The sequence below is a fragment of the Bradyrhizobium sp. 160 genome (genome assembly GCF_023073735.1).
GTDB lineage: Bacteria > Pseudomonadota > Alphaproteobacteria > Rhizobiales > Xanthobacteraceae > Bradyrhizobium.
Genome location: NZ_JADPKD010000067.1, coordinates 425,886 through 445,747, shown reverse-complemented (window position 1 = coordinate 445,747; position 19,862 = coordinate 425,886). Strand labels below are relative to the sequence as shown.

Genomic DNA, 19,862 nt, shown 5'->3' with positions numbered 1-19,862 from the left:
TGAAAGAGAACCGCCAGCGTAGCGTTTAATTCCGGAGGTGGACAGCTTTGGAGATCACATGCGCGGCAAGGAGCCACACACTCCGCCGTCGTCGGGGACGAGCGCGCGTCGATCCGGGACGACAGGGAGAATGGAGCTCCCGCATTGACTCCCCGTTACAGGTTGGCGAAAAGCGCGGCCGTGACGACAGCCCCTGATATCACCGTTTCCCTTCGCGGCGCCGCGCGCCGGCCCCTCGTCATGGCCGCAGCGATCATCGCCGCGATGACCGTGCTGCGGATCGTCTACGCCTCCGAGATCGAGTTGCGGACCGACGAGGCCTATTACTGGACCTGGTCAAAGGAAACGGCGCTCAGCTTCCTCGATCATCCGCCTGGCATTGCCTGGCTCATTCGCTTCGGCACCGCGATCTTCGGCGATACCGCGCTCGGCGTCCGCTTCGGCGGCATCGTCGCGATGCTGATGACGCAGCTGCTGCTCGCCGACATCGTCCGTCGTCTCACCCATGACGCACGGACAATCATGATCGCGGTGCTGATGCCGGAGGCCGCGCTCTATTACGGCCTGCTGATGGCCAAGGTCGCGCCCGATGTCGCCATGATCCCGTTCGCAATGGCGATGATGTGGTCGCTGGTGCGGCTGGCGCAAAGCGGCGATGGACGCTGGTGGCTTGCGGCCGGGCTGTTCGCGGGCCTGTCTATGCTGTCGAAATTCACCGCGATCCTGTTTGCGCCCGCGGTGGCTGCCTTTCTGCTGGTGCCGGATTGGCGTCGGCGTTGGTTGCGCAGTCCTTACCCTTACCTCGCTGTGCTGGTCGCGACTCTCGTGTTCTCGCCGGTGCTGATCTGGAATGCGCAGCACGACTGGGCCTCGTTCCGCTTCCAGGGCGTGCGCGCCACTGCCAATTACGGCATTTCGCTGCGCACCATCGGTGATTACATCGGCCTGCAATTCGGCCTGGTTGGCTTCGTGATGCTGCCGGTGATGCTAACGGGCCTGGTGCTGACGGCGTGGCGCGGCTATCGCACGCGCGAGCCGGTCGCGATCCTGTTGTCGACCGCGGTGCTGGTGCCGTTTCTCTATTTTTTGGTCAAGTCGACGACGCTGCGGGTCGGCGACACCTGGCCGATGTTCATGTGGCCGGTCGGCTTTGCCGCTGCGGCTGTGAACCTCGCAACGATGACGAAGGAGAGATGGTCGGCTCGCATGGTCAGATCGTCGGCGTTCTGGGCCAGGACATCCATCACGACGGGCATCGCCTTCGTCGTCATCGTGTTCCTCTATTACGTCGCCGCGCCCTGGAATCTCCTCGGCAAGATCGATCCGATCGGCGCCGAAGCCGGCTACGAGCAGGTCGCCGCGCGCGCGCAGGCCGCACTCGATGAGACCGGCGCGACCTGGATCGCGACGACCGACTACCGCACCTACGCCATGATGCGCTGGCTGTTCAGGGGCCGCGTGCCCGTCGTCGAGATCAACGAGCGCGGCCGCTTCCAGGATTTCCGCGATCCCGGCATGGACCGGATCAGGGACCACGCCGGCATCTATGTCGGGCGGGAGCCGGATCATCGATCATTGCTGTGGGAGAGCATCCCGGCGAAACGCAAGCAGCTTGGCCAAGTCGAGCGCCGCTGGCGCGGGCTCGTGATGGACACCTATGTGCTGGAAAAGCTCACCGGCTGGACCCCGGAGCTCTCACCGCCGAAGGACTCGCCGCTGTTCCAGTGGCGGGTGCTGGCGGGGGCATCCCATAGCCCTCCAGGGGAGGATAAGAGAGGGCGCGCTACTCCTCGTCGTCTTTCCGCCGCAGCAGATCCGTCGCGAGATCCGCGAGCTTCGGCGGCGGCAGCGCCGCGAACGGCAGCGGGCGCGTGACATCGATCGCGGCCAGCCCCAGCCGCGCCGTCAGCAACCCATTGAGCACGCCTTCGCCGAGCCGCTGTGACAGCTTCGCCGCGATGCCGTGGCCGAGCATCTGCTGAACCAAACTATCGCTCGCGGCCATGCCGCCCGTGATGGCGAGGTGGGCGATGACTTGGCGGAGCAGTCGGACCATGCCGAGCGCGCCAGGGCGGCCGCCGTAGAGATAGGCGAGCTGGCGGATCAGGCGCAGCGCAGCGACGAACACGAACAGTACGTCGATCGCCGCGCGCGGCGAGACTGCCGTGACGATCGAGACCTTTTGCGCGGCTGACGACACCAGCCGCCGCGCCTCTGCGTCCAGCGGCGACATCAACTCGCGCTCGGCGAGGCGGATCATATCGGCGCCGTCGATGATCTCGCCAGCATGGCTCTCAAGCGTCGCGCGGGCGCGGGCGAGCTGCGGGTTCTGGTGCGCAATCTTCAGGAGGTCGTGCACGATGAGGCGGCTTTCCTTGCGATCATCATTGGCAAGGACGGCGGCGGCGCGCTGATGCAGTTTCACGATCGTCGCGAGCCGCGCCAGCCCGAACGCCTCGCGCCCGATCACGACCGCGAGCGCAAGTGCGGTGACGAACGCGAAGGCAAGGCCAACCATGCCGAGGCTGTCGCTGCGCGCAAATAGATCCTCGATCAGACGAACGACACCGAGCCCGGTACCGAGCAGCGTCAGCCCGGCGAGGCCGGACCAGAACAGCGCGCCCCAGGGAAAGCCGCGCCGCGCCGGAAGCGTGGTTTGAACTGGTACCGGCAGCGCCAGCGGATCGGGCTCCGGCGTGATCTGGATCGTGCCACGACCGACCCGTCCCGTCTCGTCGGCCTCGGTGACGACGACGCCGGGATCGTCCAGCCGGAACGTCGCCGGCCGCCGCTGCTGGGATCGCTCGTTCATGAGAGCTTGTCTCCGATCAGGAACTGAAAGGCACGGTCGAGGCGAATATGTGGCAGCGCCGGCTCTTCGGTGCCTTCTTCGTGCTCGAGCTTTGGCGGCCGGAAGCGCAGGAAGCGGAAATCACTCTTCTCGGCAGCTTGCGTCGCGAGTCCGCGGAACGCAGCCGTACCATTGAACAGCGGCTCGGGATCCAGCGGTAGATCGCCTGGAAAGGTCGCAACCTCGGTGTTGCCGTCGAAGAACTCGCCGCCAGCGCTTTCGCCTGCGGACGGTGTTCCTAAAATCGACGGCAATTTGTCGCGGCCATGCGCCACCTGCGCCTCGCGCGTGGCGCGGACGGCGGCGAGCGCGACGACGTCGATCTCCGCGCCGGTATTTTCGGCGCGCATAACCGCGCGGGTGACCGCACGGCGCAGCACGGCCTCGAGCCGGTCGTGGCTGGAATGATGCAGATGGTCCGCCTTGGTTGCCGCGAACAGGATGCGGTCGATGCGCGGCCGAAACAGGCTGGAGAGCAAGGTGCTGCGGCCGATGTTGAAACAATCGAGAATGCCGGCAAGCGCAGCTTCGAGGTCGTGCAGCGCTTCGGGTCCGGAGTTGAATGCCGTGAGCGCATCGGCCAGCACGATCTGGCGGTCGAGCCGGGCGAAATGATCACGAAAGAACGGCCGCACCACCATGTCCTTGTAGGCCTCATAGCGGCGCACCATCATCGCCCACAGCGATCCCTCGGGCGCCTGCCCGCCAGCGGGCACGTCGAGCGGCGCAAAGGTCAGCGCCGGCGTATCTGCGAGATTGCCGGGCATCAGGAAGCGGCCGGGCGGCAAGAGGCTCATCGCAAAACGCTCGTCGCGGCAGGCGCGTAAGTAATTGGTGAAGAGCTTGGCGGCCGTGAGCGTCGCCTGCTCGTCCTCACGTGCCTCGGGCTTGAGCGTTGCAAGATGCGCGTGCCAGTCTGCGGCAAGATGCGCGCGCGGCGCCTCGCGCGACAGTGTCAGGCTTTCGGCCGACCATTGTTCGTAGCTCTTCTGCAGCAGCGGCAAATCGAGCAGCCATTCGCCGGGATAGTCAACGATGTCGAGCGTGAGCGTGCGGTCCGCGCCGTTCCGGCGCTGATAATCGATGACGAGGCGGAGCTCGCTGATGTCGACGGTCGAGTTCGGCCAGCGCCGCTCCTCGATCAGCGCGCGCAGATGGGCCTCATAGGCAAAGCGCGGCACGGCATCGTCCGGCTGCGGCGCCAGATGCGCCCGTGCGATCCGGCCCGAGGCATAGGCGTCGAACACCGGAAACCGGCCGCCGCGGGTAAGGCCGTGGATCAAGGCGGTGATGAACACCGTCTTGCCGGCCCGCGACAGGCCGGTGACCCCGAGCCGCACCGTCGGATTGAAGAAATGCTCGCCATAGTCGATCAGCGCCCTCGCCGACAGCCGCGCCTCCTCGACCATATCCTGGAAACTGAATGCCATATGAACGCTGAGTGATCTCGGGCGGGAGGAATGTGCGACCGTTCACAAAAGTGGCAATTGCGTGAGGAAAATCAAGTTTCATACTTCCACCGCCTTTCTCGGCAAATCAGCCGCTTGAACGACGCGCCGGTCGCGAAACACCCATACAAGAAGGGCATTGCCTCACGTTGCGGATTGCCATGACCGTCTTCCAACTGAAACACTTCGCATCCTCCTCAGTCCATGCCGCGGCCGACGCGATCGGCTGGGATTATGACCGCGCCGAGCTGATCGCCGACGGTGTCATTCACGCCATCGGCGTGCTCGCCGGGCTCATCGCCGCGACCGTACTGGTGGTGCTGGCGGCGGTTTATGCCGACGCCACCGACATCGTCGGCGTCTCGATCTATGTCGCCGGCCTGCTTTCGATGCTGGTGCTGTCGGCGACCTATAATCTATGGCCGGTGTCGCCGGCCAAATGGGTGCTGCGGCGGTTCGACCATGCGGCGATCTATCTCCTGATCGCGGCGACCTACACCCCCTTCATCCTGGAGCTGAAGGACAGCGTGTTCGCGCTGCTACTGCTCACCGGCGTCTGGTGCGTCGCGATCCTCGGCATTGTGCTGAAGCTGTTCTATCCCGGCCGGTTCGACCGCATCTCAGTCGGCATCTATCTCGCGATGGGCTGGAGCGGCGTCATGCTCTACGACGCCGTGGTCAGGGCGCTTCCTGCGCTGGCGCTGGGCTTCATCCTTGCGGGCGGCCTGCTCTACAGCTTCGGCGTGATCTTCCACGCCTGGCGGCGGCTGCGCTTCCAGAATGCGATCTGGCACGGCTTTGTCTTGGCCGGCGCGGCGTGTCATTATACCGCGGTGCTCGACCTCGTGTTGAGCTGAGCAAGCCGCGAAGCGGTAGAAGAGACGCGGGCCAAGACAAGAGGAGACGTCGCATGCAGGTGACCGGCAAGGTCGTGGTCGTCACGGGCGGCGCCAACGGCATCGGCAAGGCGCTGTGCGAGGCTTTTCACAGGGCGGGTGCAGCCAAGGTCGTGGTCGCGGACATGGACGCCACCAACGCAAGGGCGGTCGCAGCCATGGTGGACGGTGCCGCCTTCAAATGCGACGTCGCGCAGGAAAAGGACATCGCCCACGTCATCGAGCAGACCGAGCGGCAGTTCGGCCCGATCGAGCTGTTCTGCTCCAACGCCGGCATCGGCGGCGGCTTCGATCCGATGTCGGAAAATGCCGGCGGCGATTCCGATGAGCCGTGGCAGCGGAGCTGGGCGATCCACGTCATGGCCCACGTCTATGCCGCGCGGCATCTCGTTCCGCGCATGAGGGCGCGCGGCGGCGGCTATTTCCTCAACACGATCTCGGCCGCAGGCCTGTTGTCGCAGGTCGGCAGCCCAGCTTATTCGACGACGAAGCACGCCGCGGTCGGCTTTGCCGAGAATCTCGCGATCTCGCACAAGGCGCACAACATCAAGGTCTCGATCCTCTGTCCGCAGGGCGTCGACACCAACATGCTGCGCTCGATCCCGAAAGGCCCGCAATCCGGCGACGGTGACCTGACGCCGGAGCAGGTCGCAAAAGACGTGCTCGCCGGCCTCGAACAGGAGACGTTCCTGATCCTGCCGCACCCCCAGGTGCTCGGCTACATGCGCAAGAAGACCGAGAATTACGACCGCTGGATCGGCGGCATGGCCAAGATCCAGGCGAAGATGCGGGAGGAGTTCGGGAAGTAAGGGACGCTGTTCCCGCAATTGACGCTGTCATGCCCTGCGCAGGCCGGGCATCCAGTACTCCGCGGCTTCTCGATTGATCGCTGCGGCCTCGGAGTACTGGATCGCCCGCCTTCGCGGACGATGACAGTTGAATGTGTGACGGAATTCGCCCCTAGTGCTTCTGCCCGTAAAGCACCGGCACCGTCGAATCCACGACGACCTCGATCAGGCTCGTGCCCGCAAACGTCATTCCGCGCTTCAGCGCCTCGCCCAGCTCCGCCGCCTTCGTCACCCACACCGCTTCGCACCCCATGCCTTCGGCGAGCCGCACGAAATCGATCCCTGGCAGCTCCAGGCCCGGCACGTTCCTCACCTGCATCACCTGGCTGAACGAGCGCATCGCGCCATAGCCGGAATTGTTGATGACGACGACGGTGAGCGGCAGCTTGCGCTGCGCGGCGGTCCACAGCGCCTGGATCGAATACATCGCCGAGCCGTCGCCGATCAGGCAGACCGTGCGCTGCTTCGGCTTGCCGAGCGCCATGCCGACCGCGGCGGGCAGCGAATAGCCAAGGCCGCCGCTCGACATCGTGTAAAAGCTGTCCTGGCCGCGCATCGGCATGAACTTTTGCATCGCTGGCCGGTGCGAGGGGACTTCCTCGACCAGCGAGCTACCGTCCGGCATTGCCTGCGACAGCGCATGCAGCAGGAATTCGACCGGCAGCGGATCGGCGGCCTGCGGCGCCGGCGGCAGCGCGCGGCCCTTTGGCGCGGCGCGTTTGCTCTCCGGCAGAAGCTCGAGCAGCAGGCTCAGTGCAGGCTTCATCGTCGCGATGATGCTGGTGCCGACCGGCGTCACCGCCGCTGCATCCGGATCATCGGTGATCTGGAAGATCGTCGCACTGCCGTCGAAGATCGCGGCATGGCCCTCGACATGAAAGGTGAACACCGGCGCGCCGATCACGACGATCAGGTCGTGATCGCGTAGTGCATCGGACAGCTGCGCGGGCGAAGCATGCAGGAAGCCCGCGAATTGCGGATGGCGCTCGGGGAACGAGCAGCGCGCCGAGAACGGGCTGACCCAGACGCTGGCTTTGGCCTTCTCGGCCACGCGCACCATCAGATCGACTGCGCCGGCGCGATCGACGCCGGGGCCAACGACGACGGCAGGGTGCTTGCTAGACGTCAGCGCTTTCACCAGCGCCTGCATCGCATCAGGTTCGGGCCCGATCTCCCGGCTGACCTTGCGCGCCTCGATCGGAGATGCCGCATGCGCCCAATCGTCGATCGGGATCGACACGAAGGTCGGCCCGCACGGCGCCTGCATTGCGGTGTAATAGGCGCGCGCGATCGCGGCCGGCACGTCCTCGGCCCGTGCCGGCTCGACGCTGTATTTGACGTAAGGCCGCGGAAACTCCGACGCGCGCTCGGCGTAGAGAAACGCCTGCAAGGGAAGGATCGAGCGCGCCTGCTGGCCAGCGGTGATCACGAGCGGGGTCTGGTTGCGATGCGCGGTGTAGATGTTGCCGAGCGCGTTGCCGACGCCGGCCGCCGAATGCAAATTGACGAAGCCGGCATTGCGCGTGGCCTGGGCGTAGCCGTCGGCCATGCCGACCGCGCTGGCTTCCTGCAGCGCCAGCACATAGTCGATGTCGTCAGGCCAGTCGCTGAGGAACGGCAGCTCGGTCGAGCCGGGATTGCCGAACACCCTGTCGATGCCGAAAGAGCGCAGCAGGTCGAGCGTGGCCTGCTTCACGGTGACGGACTTGCTGCCGGTCTTGCCGTTCTTGGACATGGTTTCGGTCCCTTCTCGATCCTCAGGGTGAGGGTCTAGATTCCCGTATCGTCGCTGCGCTCGCAATGACGAGGAGGGAGCAGTGCACTACCACACCGCCGTGCCCTTCATCGTCGGCTGCCCTTCCGCGTTCGCGGTCCACAGCTCCATGCTCTCGCCGCTGTCGTTCGCGTTGATCGAGAACTCCGTGCCCTCGAACAGCGGCTGCACGCCCCGATAGGTAAATTTCTTCGGCGCCTTGCCGCCATGCAACCGGGCCGCCATTTCGATGATCAGCGCCGCCTGCAACGGGCCGTGGAAGATCAGGCCCGGATAGCCCTCGACCTTGGTGACGTAGTCGCGGTCGTAATGGATGCGGTGACCGTTGAAGGTCAGTGCGGAGTAGCGGAACAGCAGCACGGGATCGGAGACATGAGTCTCGCGATGCTGCGCCTTCGGTGGCGGGGGCGGAGCCTTGGCGGGCGCGGGCGCGCTGCTCGTCATCTCGCGATAGACGATGTCCTGCCGTTCGCGAATGGCGAGCCCGCGCGGCGAGGAAATGCTGTGCTCGACCGAGACGAAGCACAGCGTGCCGGTCGAGCCCGATTTCACCTGCACGTCGGCGATGCGTGAGGTGCGCGTCGATTCATCGCCAACGCGCAGCGGCTCAAGGAACTCGATCTCACCGCCGGCCCACATCCGGCGTGGCAGCGGCACCGGCGGCAGGAAGCCGCCGCGGGTCGGGTGGCCGTCGGGCCCTAACATCGACATTGGAAACACCGGCTGTGCCAGGCACCAATGCACCGTGAACGGTGCGGCATCGCCGTTCCTGGGCTCGCCGACCTCCTGGAACAGCGTCGCGCGCAATCCTTTCACGAGCTGCGCGGTGACGATGTCGGTGGCCTCTTGGCTGCGGCCGATCCATTGCCGCAAATGATCGATGTCGAGCTTCTCGGTCATGACGCCTCGCTCTGCTATGTCTTGGATTGGGGACGTTCGCCGATCGCCGGCACCGGCCCATAGCTGCGCGTCTCGCCAACGATGATCGGCGCCGGCGCGGGATAGCTGACCCGGCCGTTGGGCGTATCGACCTCGATGCGGCGCAGATGCGGATGGTTAGTGAGGTCGGCCATGGTGTTGACCTCGGCAAAGGCGATGTCGGCGTCGGACAGCCGCTTCAGCAGCTCGTCGCGCGTCATATGACTGAAGGCGTCCGCGACGGTCTTGTCGGTGAAGTCGCGGTTGCGCACGCGCTCGACCATGTTGGCGACGCGCGGATCGCTTGGCAGGTCCGGCTGGTTCAGCACCTTCGCGCAAAGCGTCTTCCACTCGCGCTCGCTCTGGATCGAGATCAGAATGTCCTTGCCGTCCTCCGAGGTGAACACGCCATAGGGCGCGATCGACGGATGGCGCAGGCCCATGCGCTTTGGAGGATTGCCGGCCTCCGAGTTGAGCAGCGGCACGGTGCACCAATCCGCCATCACGTCGAACATGGAGATGCGGATGTCGGCACCTTTGCCGGTACGCCCGCGCGCGATCAGCGCCTCCAGGATCGCCGCATGCGCGGTCGCGCCGGTCGCGACGTCGACGATCGACATGCCGACGCGCGAGGCGCCGTCGGGATTTCCGGTGATCGAGGCCAGGCCGCTTTCCGCCTGAATCAGCAAGTCATAGGCCTTGCGATGCGCGTACGGGCCCTCGTCGCCGTAGCCGGTGATCGTGCACGAGATCAGCTTGGGATAGTCCTTCAGCAGCCGCTCGCGCGAAAAGCCGAGCTTGTCCATCGAGCCCGGCTTGAGATTCTGGATCAGAACGTCGGCGCTTGCGATCAGCTTTTCCAGCTCGGCGCAGCCTTCTTTCGTTGCGAGATCGACCACCACCGATTGCTTGCCGCGGTTGAGCCACACGAAGTAGCTGCTCTGGCCCTTGGCTGCCGCGTCATAGCCGCGTGCAAAATCGCCCTCGGGGCGCTCGATCTTGATCACCTCCGCGCCGGCATCGGCCAGGCGCGACGAGCAGAACGGTGCCGCCACCGCCTGCTCGACCGCAATCACCCTGATCCCGTCAAGTGCTCCCATGATGGCTGCCTCAATACGAGCGGGGCATGCCGAGCACGTGCTCGGCGACGTAGGACAGCACGAGGTTGGTCGAGATCGGCGCCACCTGGTAGAGCCGCGTCTCGCGGAACTTGCGCTCGACGTCGTACTCCTCGGCGAAGCCGAAACCGCCATGAGTCTGGATGCAGGCATTGGCCGCTTCCCACGACGCGTCCGCCGCGAGCATCTTGGCCATGTTGGCCTCCGCACCGCAATCGAGCCCGGCCTCGTATTTACGCGTGGCCTCCTTCACCATCAGCTCGGCCGCACGCATCGAGGCGTAGGCCTTGGCGATCGGAAACTGGATGCCTTGATTCTGGCCGATCGGTCGGCCGAACACCGCGCGCTCCTTGGCATAGTTCGTGGCCTTCGCGATGAACCATTTGGCGTCACCGACGCATTCGGCCGCGATCAAAATGCGCTCGGCATTCATGCCGGAGAGGATGTACCGAAAGCCCTTGCCTTCCTCGCCGATCAGATTTTCCGCCGGCACCTTCATGTCGGTGAAGAACACTTCGGTGGTCGCGTGGTTCATCATGGTGCGGATCGGGCGGATCTCCAGACCATTGTTCTTGGCCTCGCGCATGTCGACGATGAATACCGAGAGACCATCGGTGCGCTTCTTGACCTGCTCCTTCGGCGTGGTGCGCGCCAGCAGCACCATCAGGTCGGAATGCTCGGCGCGGCTGGTCCAGATCTTCTGGCCGTTGACGATGTAGCTGTCGTTGCCGTCCTTGCGCGCGAAGGTCTTGAGCGAGGAGGTGTCGGTGCCGCTGGTCGGCTCGGTGACGCCGAAAGCTTGCAGGCGCAATTCGCCGCTCGCGATCTTCGGCAGATACTTCGCCTTCTGCTCGGCATTACCGTGCCGCAGCACCGTTCCCATCGTGTACATCTGGGCGTGGCAGCCGCCGCCATTGCAGCCCGCACGTTGAATCTCTTCCAGGATCGCCGCTGCGGCCGAGAGTTTCAGCCCCGCGCCGCCATATTCCTCAGGGATCAACACCGAGAGATAGCCGGCCTCAGTCAGCGCATCGACGAAAGCCTTCGGGTAAGCCATCTCGCGATCAAGCTTGCGCCAATACTCGCCGGGAAATTGCGCGCAGAGCTTGGCGACCGCTTCGCGGATGTCGGCGTAATCTTCGGTGTGGTGTTCTTGACTCATGGCGTTTCCAATCAATAGCGGCAGTTAAGATAACGCCGGCCAATCCCCCGGCGTTGTGAAAACAACGCCAGTCCCCTATGCTCATTTGCTATAGCGTATGGAGTAGCCTTCCAGGATTGGCAAGCATGGATTTCCGTCAGCTTAGGACCTTCAGTTGCGTGGCGGAGCTCGGCAGCCTGTCCAAGGCGTCCGACACGTTGCGCGTGGCGCAGCCGGCGCTCAGCCGCCAGATCAAGCTCTTGGAACACGAGCTGCGCACCGAGCTGTTCACGCGCAACGGCCGCGGCATGGTGCTGACCGAAGCCGGGCGCCTGCTGCTCGCGCGAACCTCCGGCATCGTCCGGCAGATCGACCAGATCCGCGACGACATCCAGTCGGCCAAGGGCCCGCCATCCGGCCAGGTCGTGCTTGGCCTGGTTCCGACCGTGAGCTGCGTGCTGTCGGCGCGCTTTGCGCGGCGCTGCGTCGAGAAATTTCCCGGTATCTCGCTGCGTATCGTCGAGAGCTACAGCGGCCATCTCGTCGAATGGCTGCATCGCGGCGAGATGGACTTGGCCATCCTCTACGGCCGCTCGGCCGACCTGCATCTCAACGTCGAGAGTCTCGGCCGCGACAACATCGTCGCTGTCGGCCCGCGCGGCTGTGGTCTCGCGCGCAGGAAGAGCGTCGACATCGGCTGGCTGCTGCGGCAACGGCTGGTGCTGCCCAGTCATTCGCACGGCCTCCGCGCGCTGATCGAGCACGCGGCGGCCCAGCGCAAGATCAAGCTCGACGTCCAGTTGGAAGCGGATTCGTTTCGCGTGCTGACGAGCCTGGTCGAGGAGGGCCTCGGTTTCGCGCTGCTGCCGCCATCATCCGTCCACGGCGAGGTCGCGGACGGCCGGCTGGAGACCGCGCCCGTATCCAAGCCGATGACGCGCGAGCTCATTTTCGCTTCTCCGATCGATCGTCCGGCCTCGACGGCCTCGCTCGCCATCACCGGACTTTTGCGCGAGGAGGTCGCGGCCTGCCGCAAGGAGGGCCTGTGGGACATCAGGCTGAGTTAAGTGCGCTCGTGCTTAGAACAGCCCGGTGCCAACTTGCCTTCGCATCTGGCGCGAGCTGTCATGCCGGAATTTTATAGCCGAGGTGTCGCTGCGCTTGCCGAGTATCAGGGGCGATGCGCTCTTCGCCTCACCCTCGGTGTCATTGCCCGCGAAGGCGGGCAATCCAGTATTCCAGAGGCCGCACGGCTGGAACCGAAAGGCTGCGGCGTACTGGATGCTCCGCTTTCGCGGAGCATGACAGCGGAGATTGATGAGGTCGCTTGCCCCAAAGAGCCTTCTAGGAGCGGAGCCTATCCTACCCCGGAATCCGCACCGGCAGCGACTCATACCCCTTGATGAAGCTCGAGTAGATCCGCTTGGGCTCGCCGACCACCTCGATGCGGTCGAAGCGCTTCAGCATCTCTTCCCAGATGATGCGGAGCTGGAGCTCGGCCAGACGCATGCCGACGCAGCGGTGGATGCCGAACCCGAAGGAGAGGTGGGTGCGCGGCCGCGGGCGGTCGATGATGAAATCGTTCGGCTTGTCGAACATCTCCTCGTCCCGGTTACCGGAGACGTACCACATCACGACGCGGTCGCCCTTCTTGATGTGCTTGCCGCCGATCTCGGTGTCTTGGAGCGCGGTGCGCCGCATATGCGCCAGCGGCGTCTGCCAGCGGATCACCTCCGGCACCATGGAATCGATCAACGCCGGGTTGGCGCGCAGCTTGTCGTACTGCTCCGGGTTCTCGTTCAGCGCCAGCACTGAGCCGGTCATGGTGTTGCGCGTGGTGTCGTTGCCGCCGACGATGAGCAGGATGATGTTGCCCATGAGGTTGTCGGGGTCCATGTGGCGTGTAGCCTCGTTATGGGCCATCAGCGACAACAAATCGTTGCGCGGCTCGGAATTGACGCGCTCGTTCCACAGCTTCGACATGTAGGCATAGCACTCGTCCATCTCGCGGCGGCGCTCTTCGGCCGAGGCGACGATGCCGCTCTTGGGCAGCGCGGTCGAGACGTCGGACCAGCGCGTCAGCTTGCGTCGCTCCTCCCAGGGGAAGTCGAACAGGGTCGCCAGCATCTGCGTCGTCAGCTCGATCGAGACGCGCTCGACGAAGTTGAAAGTCTCGTTGCGCGGCAGATTGTCCAGCACGGTCTGCGAGCGCTGGCGGATCAGTTTGGCCAGTTCGTCCAGATGCTGAGGGGTGAACATCGGCGACACAGTCTTGCGCTGCGCCGAGTGCCGGGGCTGGTCCATGGCGATGAAGCTCGGCCAGTCATAGCCTTCGGGCACGTCGCGGATCGAGATGCCGCCGAGCTTGGAGTCGGAGGAGAAGATGCCGTGATTGGTGTCGACGTGCATGATGTCGTTGTACTTCACCACCGACCAGTAGGGCTCGATCGGCGCGTTGGTGCAATAATGCACCGGCTCTTCCTTGCGCAGCCGCTCGAACCACGGCCATAAAGTATCGTCCTGGAACAGCCTGGGCGCGCCGGGGTGGAATTGCGACAACGGCGTCGCATAGGCCTCCTCGCGGGCCCTGCGCATGCGTTCGGCCTTGTCCACTCTAACCGGCGCTTGGATGTTCATGGTCGTGGCTCCAGTTGATCTTTCCTTCGCCTCTTTCCGCACGCGGGAGAGGGGAGTTCTTCGACTCACACGGCGATCTTCACCGGCAGCGTCTCGATACCCTTTACGAAACTCGAATAGACCCGCCTGGGTTCGCCGACCACATCGATATGGTCGAAGCGCTTGAGGATCTCTTCCCAGATGATCTTGAGCTGGAGTTCGGCCAACCGCAAGCCCACGCAGCGGTGGATGCCGAAGCCGAAGGAGAGATGCGTGCGCGGGCGGGCGCGATCGATGATGAAATCGTAGGGCCTCTCGATCACCTCCTCGTCTCGGTTGCCCGAGACATACCACATCACGACCTTGTCACCCTTCTTGATCTGCTTGCCGCGGAACTCGAAGTCGGAGAGCGCCGTGCGCCGCATATGCGCGAGCGGCGTCTGCCAGCGGATCACCTCCGGCACGAAGCTGTCGAGCAGATCAGGATTCTCGCGCAGCTTGCGATATTGCTCCGGATGCTGGCTCAGCGCGTAGATCGAGCCCGACATGGTGTTGCGGGTGGTGTCGTTGCCTCCGACGATCAAAAGAATGAGATTGCCGAGGAAGTTCTTCGCATCCATGTCGCGCGTGGCGGCGCCATGCGCCATCATCGACAGGAGGTCGCTCTTCGGCGGCTGCGCGATGCGCTCCCTCCAGAGGCGGGAGAAATAGGCAGCGCATTCCGTCAGCTCGGCCTGCCGTTCGTCTTCGGTCGCCACGAGGCCGTCGGGACCGGGAATGGTGGTGGCAATGTCGGACCAGCGCGTCAGCTTGCGGCGGTCCTCCCAGGGGAAGTCGAACAGCACCGCCAGCATCTGCGTGGTGAGCTCGATCGAGACGCGGTCGACCCAGTCGAACACCTCGCCGCGCGGCAAATTGTCCAGGCACTCGGCCGAGCGCTTGCGGATGTTGAGCGCGAGATTGTCCAGATGCGTCGGTGTGAACATCGGCGCCACGGTCTTGCGCTGCGCCGCATGGCGCGGCGGGTCCATCGAGATGAAGCTCTCGCGGCGCAGGTCTGGATCGATGTCGCGGATGGTGATGCCGCCGAGCGCGGAGGCGGAGGAGAACACCGAATGATTGGTCTCGATCTCCATGATGTCGTTGTAGCGCGTCACCGACCAGTACGGCCCGAACATCGAGTCCTTGCAATAGTGCACGGGATCTTCCCGGCGCAGGCGGTCGAAATAGGGCCAGAACGTATCGGTCCTGAACAGTTCAGGATCGCCGGGATCGAATTGCTCCAGCGGCAGCGACGTGGCGCGCTCGCGCAACGCGTCGAGCGTAGCCGCGCTCTCGATGGTCCCATGCATGACCGCTCTCCCTGTTGTGAACCGCGCGTCGTTGAATTCTGCGCTGCGGTATTTGATTTGCAATTACAGCCGGTTGTCTACGCCGGGGCAAGGAGAGTTTTGCCACATCCAACCTTCCCGAGAGCGTCGGGCGGACGTGACGCTGGCACGCGAACGTGACCTCGCGCACGCCGCTCAGTGGGGAATTGTGCAAGAAACCAACTGGAATCGAGGTAAATCGAACCCGGTTACCTTGGGGATCGACTAACCTCTGATCTATAGTTTGGCCGTCACAGATCCGCACCCCGAGGTTGCCGCCGTGAACGACATGCAATGGGCCCCTACCGGCTCCGAACCCATACCGCCGCCGCTGCCGCCGATGCGGGTCGATTTCACCGGCAACCGCCCCGAATTCCGCAAACTGGTCACCAGGGGTGCCATGCTCGAGCTTGTCACCTTCGGCTTCTACCGGTTCTGGCTCGTCACCGACATCCGCCGTCATCTGTGGACCAACACTGCGATCGACGGCGATGCAGCCGAATACACCGGACGTGGTAAGGAGCTTTTGGTCGGCTTTCTGTTCGCACTTGCGATCCTGGTGCCGATCTATCTCGCCTATTTCCTTGTCGGCATCGAGTTCGAACGCTGGCAGGGCTTTGCCTCGGCGCCGCTCTTCATCGCCTTCTATGCCTTCGGCCAGTTCGCGATTTTTCGTGCGCGCCGCTATCGCCTGACGCGCACGGTCTGGCGCGGCGTGCGGTTCTGGATGGACGGCTCGGGCTGGGCCTATTCGTTCCGTGCCATGCTGTGGGGCTTGCTCGTGTTCCTGACGCTGGGCCTGGCGCTGCCCTGGCGTGAGGCTGCGCTCGAACGCTACAAGATGCAGCACACCCATTACGGCGATCTCACCGGCGATTTCGAAGGCGACGGCTGGACGTTCTTCAAGCGCGGCTGGTGGCTGTGGCTGCTCAGCCCGATCGCCCTGGTGATCTTCCCGCTCGCACCGTTCTTCTACGCCGAGTTCAAGGCGCGCGAATGGGGCTGGTGGCTCGACGGCATCCGTATCGGCAGCGTCAGCCTGTCTTCGCGCCTGCCTCATGACGCCTTCTATGGCCTGTACTGGAAGGTGATCGGCTGGTGGCTGCTGCTCTCGATGGCTTTTGCCGCCTATCTTGGCGGCGCCACCATGCTCGTCGTCACGCTGAGCGGCGTTCCGGTGGAGGAGGTGTTCGGCCCGGACAATGCTGCCAAGAGCATCCCGATGCTGGTGATGATGGTGATCGGCTATTTCGCGCTCGCCCTTGCCGTCAACATCGTCATGCGCGTCTATCTCCAGCGCGATCTCTGGGCCAAGGTGCTGGAGACTGTCGAGGTGCACGACATCGCGGCCGCGGCGGATGTGCGCGGCAGCGGCGAGCTCGCTGGCGCGCTCGGCGAAGGTTTTGCCGATGGACTGGATGTTGCGGGATTCTGAGCTGTGAGCGAGTTGTTGACCGAGGCCCCGGCGCAGTCCGCAAAGCCGACGATCTTCTTCGACGGCGTCTCGAGCCGCAAGCGTCAGGTGACGCTGACGCTCGGTGACGCGCTCGAGATCGCCGAGGACGGCGAAGCGCCCGTTCGCTGGGTCTATGCCGATATCCGCCGCGCCGACAGCCCGGCCGGGGTTTTGCGTCTGGCTTCGATATCCGCGCCGCCACTCGCGCGGCTCGAGGTCCGTGATGCCGCGCTCGCAGCCGATCTAGCCGCGCGATGCTTGCGCCTCGACGAGCACCAGACCACGCGCCGTGGCGTCGCCAGGATCGTCGGCTGGTCGGTGGCCGCCGCCGTCTCGATCGTCTGCGTCGTGCTGTTCGGCGTACCGCTCGCCGCCGACCGGCTCGCGCCGCTCGTGCCGAAACCGATCGAGCGCCGCATTGGCGATGCGTCCGAGGTCCAGGTGAAGACCATTTTCGGCCGCAGCGCGTGCGAAGATCCCGCGGGCAAGGCCGCATTCACAAAGCTCGTCAACCGTCTGCGCGATGCTGCCGGCCTCGACGACGATTCCATGACGGCGGGCGTGCTGCCGAGTTCGGTGCCGAACGCGTTCGCGCTCCCAGGCGGCAAGGTGTTCGTGCTGAAGGGCCTGCTCGACAAGGCTGAAAGCCCCGACGAGCTCGCCGGCATCCTCGCGCACGAGCTCGGCCATCTCAAGCATCACGACAACATGCGTGGCCTGATCTACAACGGCGGCACTTCCTTCCTGATCGGCCTGTTGTTCGGCGACGTCACCGGCTCCTCGGCCGTGATCTTCGCCTCGCGCAGTGTGGTCGAAGCCTCCTATTCGCGCGAGGCCGAGACCGGCGCCGACACCTTCGCCATCGACGTCATGCACGCACTCGGCCGCTCGCCCAAGCCCGCGGCCGAGCTGATGTCCCGCATCACCGGCAAGGAAGGCGGCTCCGGTCTCATGACGATCCTCGCCAGCCATCCGCTGACCGAAGACCGTCTTGCGCGCATGACCAAGGAAGATCGCCCCGCCAGCGGCCCGCCGCTGCTGACGGACAAGGAGTGGCGGGCGCTGAAGGCGATTTGCGGCAGCGGAAAGGTGTGAGCCGCCGGGGCTTACTTCGCCGGCGCCGCCGGCGGGTTCGAGCCAGTGGTGACGTTCGGCGCATTGTTCGGGCTGGATGTCGTGGTCTGCTGACCGACCTCGCGCCCATTGTAGAAGAAGATGGCTGCGATCACGGCGATCACGAAGATGGCGCCGATCGCCCAGCCCACCGGGCTGTTGCGGCGGGCACGGTCAGTTCTGCGGTCATCATTCTGATAGGTCATCGTGCTCTCCATGCTAGAGCAGGAGAACCTCGCGCGACGGAAGCTGTTCCTAATGTGCGCGTAGCACTTACCGCGTTCCGTAAGCGCGGTCGCCGGCGTCGCCAAGGCCGGGCAGGATGAAGCCATTCTCGTCGAGGCCTTCGTCCACCGCGGCCGTCCAGATCGGAACGTCCGGGTGCAGTCCGCGCAGGCGCTCGAGGCCTTCCGGCGCGGCGATCAGGCAGGCGAGGCGGATGTCTCTGGCGCCGCGTTCCTTCAGCCGGTCGATGGCGGCGACGGCCGTGTTGGCGGTGGCGACTACCGGCGTTACCACGATCGCGAGCCGCTCGCCGAGATCGGACGGCGATTTGAAGAAATACTCGACCGCGGCAAAGCTGTGCGGCTCACGGTAGAGCCCGATATGGGCGACGCGCGCGGTCGGCACCAGATCCATCATGCCGTCGACAAAGGTGGTGCCGGCGCGCAGCATCGGCACGAACACCAGCTTCTTGCCGGCGATCTTGGCCGAGTGCATCATTGCCAGCGGCGTCTCGATGACCGTGTCGGCGAGCGGTAGATCGCGCGTCACCTCGTAGCACAGCAGCATGCCGATTTCCTTGATCAGCTCGCGAAATGACTTGGTCGAGATGGACTTGTCCCGCACCAGCGTCAGCTTATGCTGCACCAGCGGATGATCGACGATCGTGACGCCTTCCATGATGGGATGCTCTTCTTCTTCCCTTCTCCCCTTGTGGGAGAAGGTGGCGCGAAGCGCCGGATAAGGGGTCGTCTCCACAAGCTTCGATGAGGGATGTGCCGGCGGAGACAACCCCTCACCCGGCTTCGCCTTCGCGAAGCCACCCTCTCCCACAAGGGGAGAGGGTTATTAAAAAACCGTGCCGTCGCTGATCACTTTGAGCGGCGGCGAACCGTCCGGACGGCGCGCAAAGGCGATCGCGCGGCCCGCGGCCCAGGTGCCGCCTTCCAGAATGCTGGCGAGCGGTAACGTCTGAGGCGTGCGGTCGAGCTTGGCGCGGATGCGCTCTGCCAGCCGGTCCAGCAGGGCGACGGTGAGCGCGCGCCACTCGATGACGAGCAGCGAATCCACGGCATGCGCGCGCGCGGCATCCGCGGCATCGCGCAGACGCAGCACTTCATGATCGACGAACAGGCCGCCATTGCGGTATTCGGCGAGCCCGGTCAGGCCGTCGATGTCGGTCACTTCGAAGCCCGCGCGCTGGAGCGGCTCGATCAGCGAATAACTCAGCCATTGCGACAGCTTGTGCAGCGGTACGAGACCGGCGGTGGCGTCGTCCGCCTCGATCGCCGGGTGACGCCAGCAATCGCCAAGCGGAATGCCCGCGAGTTCCAGCCGCGACGGCCAGATTGGTCCGAGCTGGTCCAGCACCGCGGAAAGGATGGCGGGCGCGGGAAGCGCGCCGCCCACGGCTTGCGCGGCGATGTGATCGAACAGGCCGCCCGGCCGCGGCGTATCGTTCAAACCGAATACCTCCGAACGCTCTGCGACCAGCTTGCCCAGACGGCGCAGCAGATCCGTGCGCCCTTCGAGTCCAAGCAGCGGATTGGCATCGCCGACCTGAAAGGCGGATGTGAGCCTGTCGCGCGGCAGCCTTGCAAGCACGTCCGCATCGGCCCTGAACGGCGCGCCGGGATCGCGCGAGAAAAGGCCGCCCGCAAACATATCAAGGCTTGCAATCGCAAGCCCCTCGGACCGGCCGATGCTTTCTCCTGTCACCGCGTCGCGATAGCGCCACGCCGCACCCGCGCCGGCATCGAGCAGCACGCTGACGATGGCGAGGTCGAACTCCGCGCGCGCCCGCGCCGCGCGATCCGGCCAGGACGTAGCGTCCGCGAGCTCCGCCCAGCGATCGACGCCGCCAAGCACGAAATGCCGCCATCGAGCATGGAAGGGAATGTCCAGCCTCGTATAGGCCTTGCGCGTCACCGCGAGCACGGCCTCCGCGACGCCGTCCATACGGTCGAGATCGATCGTGAAATGCTGGAGGCCGCCGGCAAGGCCGATCTCTAGCATCTGCGCGGCCCGCGCGCGGACCGCCGCCGCAGTGAGCAGCGCGCGCGCCCCTCGTTCCAAAGCCTCCACCATTGC

General features: G+C 64.9%; 17 protein-coding genes. 6 read left to right on the top strand and 11 right to left on the bottom strand.

Annotated features, from left to right (window positions below):
- Positions 1-240: 240 nt before the first annotated feature.
- Positions 241-1,875, top strand: a complete 1,635-nt coding sequence (locus IVA98_RS29640) for a glycosyltransferase family 39 protein (protein WP_247307586.1) — start codon at positions 241-243, stop codon at positions 1,873-1,875.
- On the opposite strand, the gene IVA98_RS29635 is transcribed toward IVA98_RS29640, so the two are convergent.
- A complete protein-coding gene (locus IVA98_RS29635) occupies positions 1,784-2,812 on the bottom strand; it encodes a YcjF family protein (RefSeq protein ID WP_247356065.1) in 1,029 nt (342 codons plus the stop codon). The genes IVA98_RS29640 and IVA98_RS29635 overlap by 92 nt on opposite strands.
- Positions 2,809-4,281 carry a YcjX family GTP-binding protein gene (locus tag IVA98_RS29630; protein WP_247307285.1) on the bottom strand — a complete coding sequence of 491 codons (1,473 nt, stop codon included), beginning with the start codon at positions 4,279-4,281 and terminating at the stop codon, positions 2,809-2,811. The genes IVA98_RS29635 and IVA98_RS29630 overlap by 4 nt, the downstream gene beginning before the upstream one ends.
- Before the next feature lie 179 nt (positions 4,282-4,460).
- Between IVA98_RS29630 and trhA the strand changes: the two genes are divergently transcribed.
- Together trhA and IVA98_RS29620 are read left to right on the top strand one after the other, a co-directional pair.
- Positions 4,461-5,156, top strand: coding sequence for a PAQR family membrane homeostasis protein TrhA (gene trhA / locus IVA98_RS29625; protein ID WP_247277411.1), 696 nt, complete (start codon positions 4,461-4,463; stop codon positions 5,154-5,156).
- A 53-nt stretch (positions 5,157-5,209) separates the two neighbouring features.
- Positions 5,210-6,004, top strand: a complete 795-nt coding sequence (locus tag IVA98_RS29620; RefSeq protein ID WP_247307281.1) for an SDR family oxidoreductase — start codon at positions 5,210-5,212, stop codon at positions 6,002-6,004.
- Positions 6,005-6,155: 151 nt separating this feature from the next.
- Here IVA98_RS29620 and mdlC read toward each other — a convergent pair whose 3' ends face one another.
- The 4 genes from mdlC to IVA98_RS29600 all read right to left on the bottom strand — a co-directional run bounded on the left by mdlC (position 6,156) and on the right by IVA98_RS29600 (position 11,015).
- Complete coding sequence (mdlC, locus tag IVA98_RS29615; RefSeq protein WP_247307279.1) at positions 6,156-7,778, bottom strand: benzoylformate decarboxylase; 1,623 nt, start codon at positions 7,776-7,778, stop codon at positions 6,156-6,158.
- A gap of 87 nt (positions 7,779-7,865) precedes the next feature.
- Entirely contained in the window at positions 7,866-8,717 is an 852-nt protein-coding gene (locus IVA98_RS29610; protein WP_247332854.1) for an HTD2 family dehydratase, read from the bottom strand.
- A gap of 14 nt (positions 8,718-8,731) precedes the next feature.
- Positions 8,732-9,835 carry a CaiB/BaiF CoA transferase family protein gene (locus tag IVA98_RS29605; RefSeq protein WP_247307257.1) on the bottom strand — a complete coding sequence of 368 codons (1,104 nt, stop codon included), beginning with the start codon at positions 9,833-9,835 and terminating at the stop codon, positions 8,732-8,734.
- A gap of 10 nt (positions 9,836-9,845) precedes the next feature.
- A complete protein-coding gene (locus tag IVA98_RS29600) occupies positions 9,846-11,015 on the bottom strand; it encodes an acyl-CoA dehydrogenase family protein (protein WP_247307254.1) in 1,170 nt (389 codons plus the stop codon).
- Between the two features lie 125 nt (positions 11,016-11,140).
- Here IVA98_RS29600 and IVA98_RS29595 point away from each other — a divergent pair, with 125 nt between their 5' ends.
- Positions 11,141-12,061, top strand: coding sequence for a LysR substrate-binding domain-containing protein (locus IVA98_RS29595; RefSeq protein ID WP_247307252.1), 921 nt, complete (start codon positions 11,141-11,143; stop codon positions 12,059-12,061).
- Positions 12,062-12,356: 295 nt separating this feature from the next.
- On the opposite strand, the gene IVA98_RS29590 is transcribed toward IVA98_RS29595, so the two are convergent.
- Positions 12,357-13,631: a cytochrome P450 gene (locus tag IVA98_RS29590; protein WP_247307249.1), complete on the bottom strand. Its 1,275-nt coding sequence runs from the start codon at positions 13,629-13,631 to the stop codon at positions 12,357-12,359.
- A gap of 65 nt (positions 13,632-13,696) precedes the next feature.
- Positions 13,697-14,962 (bottom strand): cytochrome P450, encoded by a 1,266-nt coding sequence (locus IVA98_RS29585; RefSeq protein WP_247332855.1) that lies wholly within the window; start codon positions 14,960-14,962, stop codon positions 13,697-13,699.
- A gap of 307 nt (positions 14,963-15,269) precedes the next feature.
- On the opposite strand from IVA98_RS29585, the gene IVA98_RS29580 reads away from it, so the two are divergent.
- Positions 15,270-16,415 carry a YjgN family protein gene (locus IVA98_RS29580; protein ID WP_247307583.1) on the top strand — a complete coding sequence of 382 codons (1,146 nt, stop codon included), beginning with the start codon at positions 15,270-15,272 and terminating at the stop codon, positions 16,413-16,415.
- A 3-nt stretch (positions 16,416-16,418) separates the two neighbouring features.
- Complete coding sequence (locus IVA98_RS29575; RefSeq protein WP_247307243.1) at positions 16,419-17,531, top strand: M48 family metallopeptidase; 1,113 nt, start codon at positions 16,419-16,421, stop codon at positions 17,529-17,531.
- 11 nt (positions 17,532-17,542) lie between these two features.
- On the opposite strand, the gene IVA98_RS29570 is transcribed toward IVA98_RS29575, so the two are convergent.
- From IVA98_RS29570 to IVA98_RS29560, 3 genes are all read right to left on the bottom strand, one after another.
- Positions 17,543-17,755, bottom strand: a complete 213-nt coding sequence (locus IVA98_RS29570; RefSeq protein ID WP_247307240.1) for a hypothetical protein — start codon at positions 17,753-17,755, stop codon at positions 17,543-17,545.
- Positions 17,756-17,822: 67 nt separating this feature from the next.
- On the bottom strand, positions 17,823-18,452 hold the full coding sequence (upp, locus tag IVA98_RS29565) for a uracil phosphoribosyltransferase (protein ID WP_247307237.1): 630 nt from the start codon (positions 18,450-18,452) through the stop codon (positions 17,823-17,825).
- A 168-nt stretch (positions 18,453-18,620) separates the two neighbouring features.
- Positions 18,621-19,859, bottom strand: coding sequence for a URC4/urg3 family protein (locus tag IVA98_RS29560; RefSeq protein ID WP_247307234.1), 1,239 nt, complete (start codon positions 19,857-19,859; stop codon positions 18,621-18,623).
- Between the last annotated feature and the right edge of the window lie 3 nt (positions 19,860-19,862).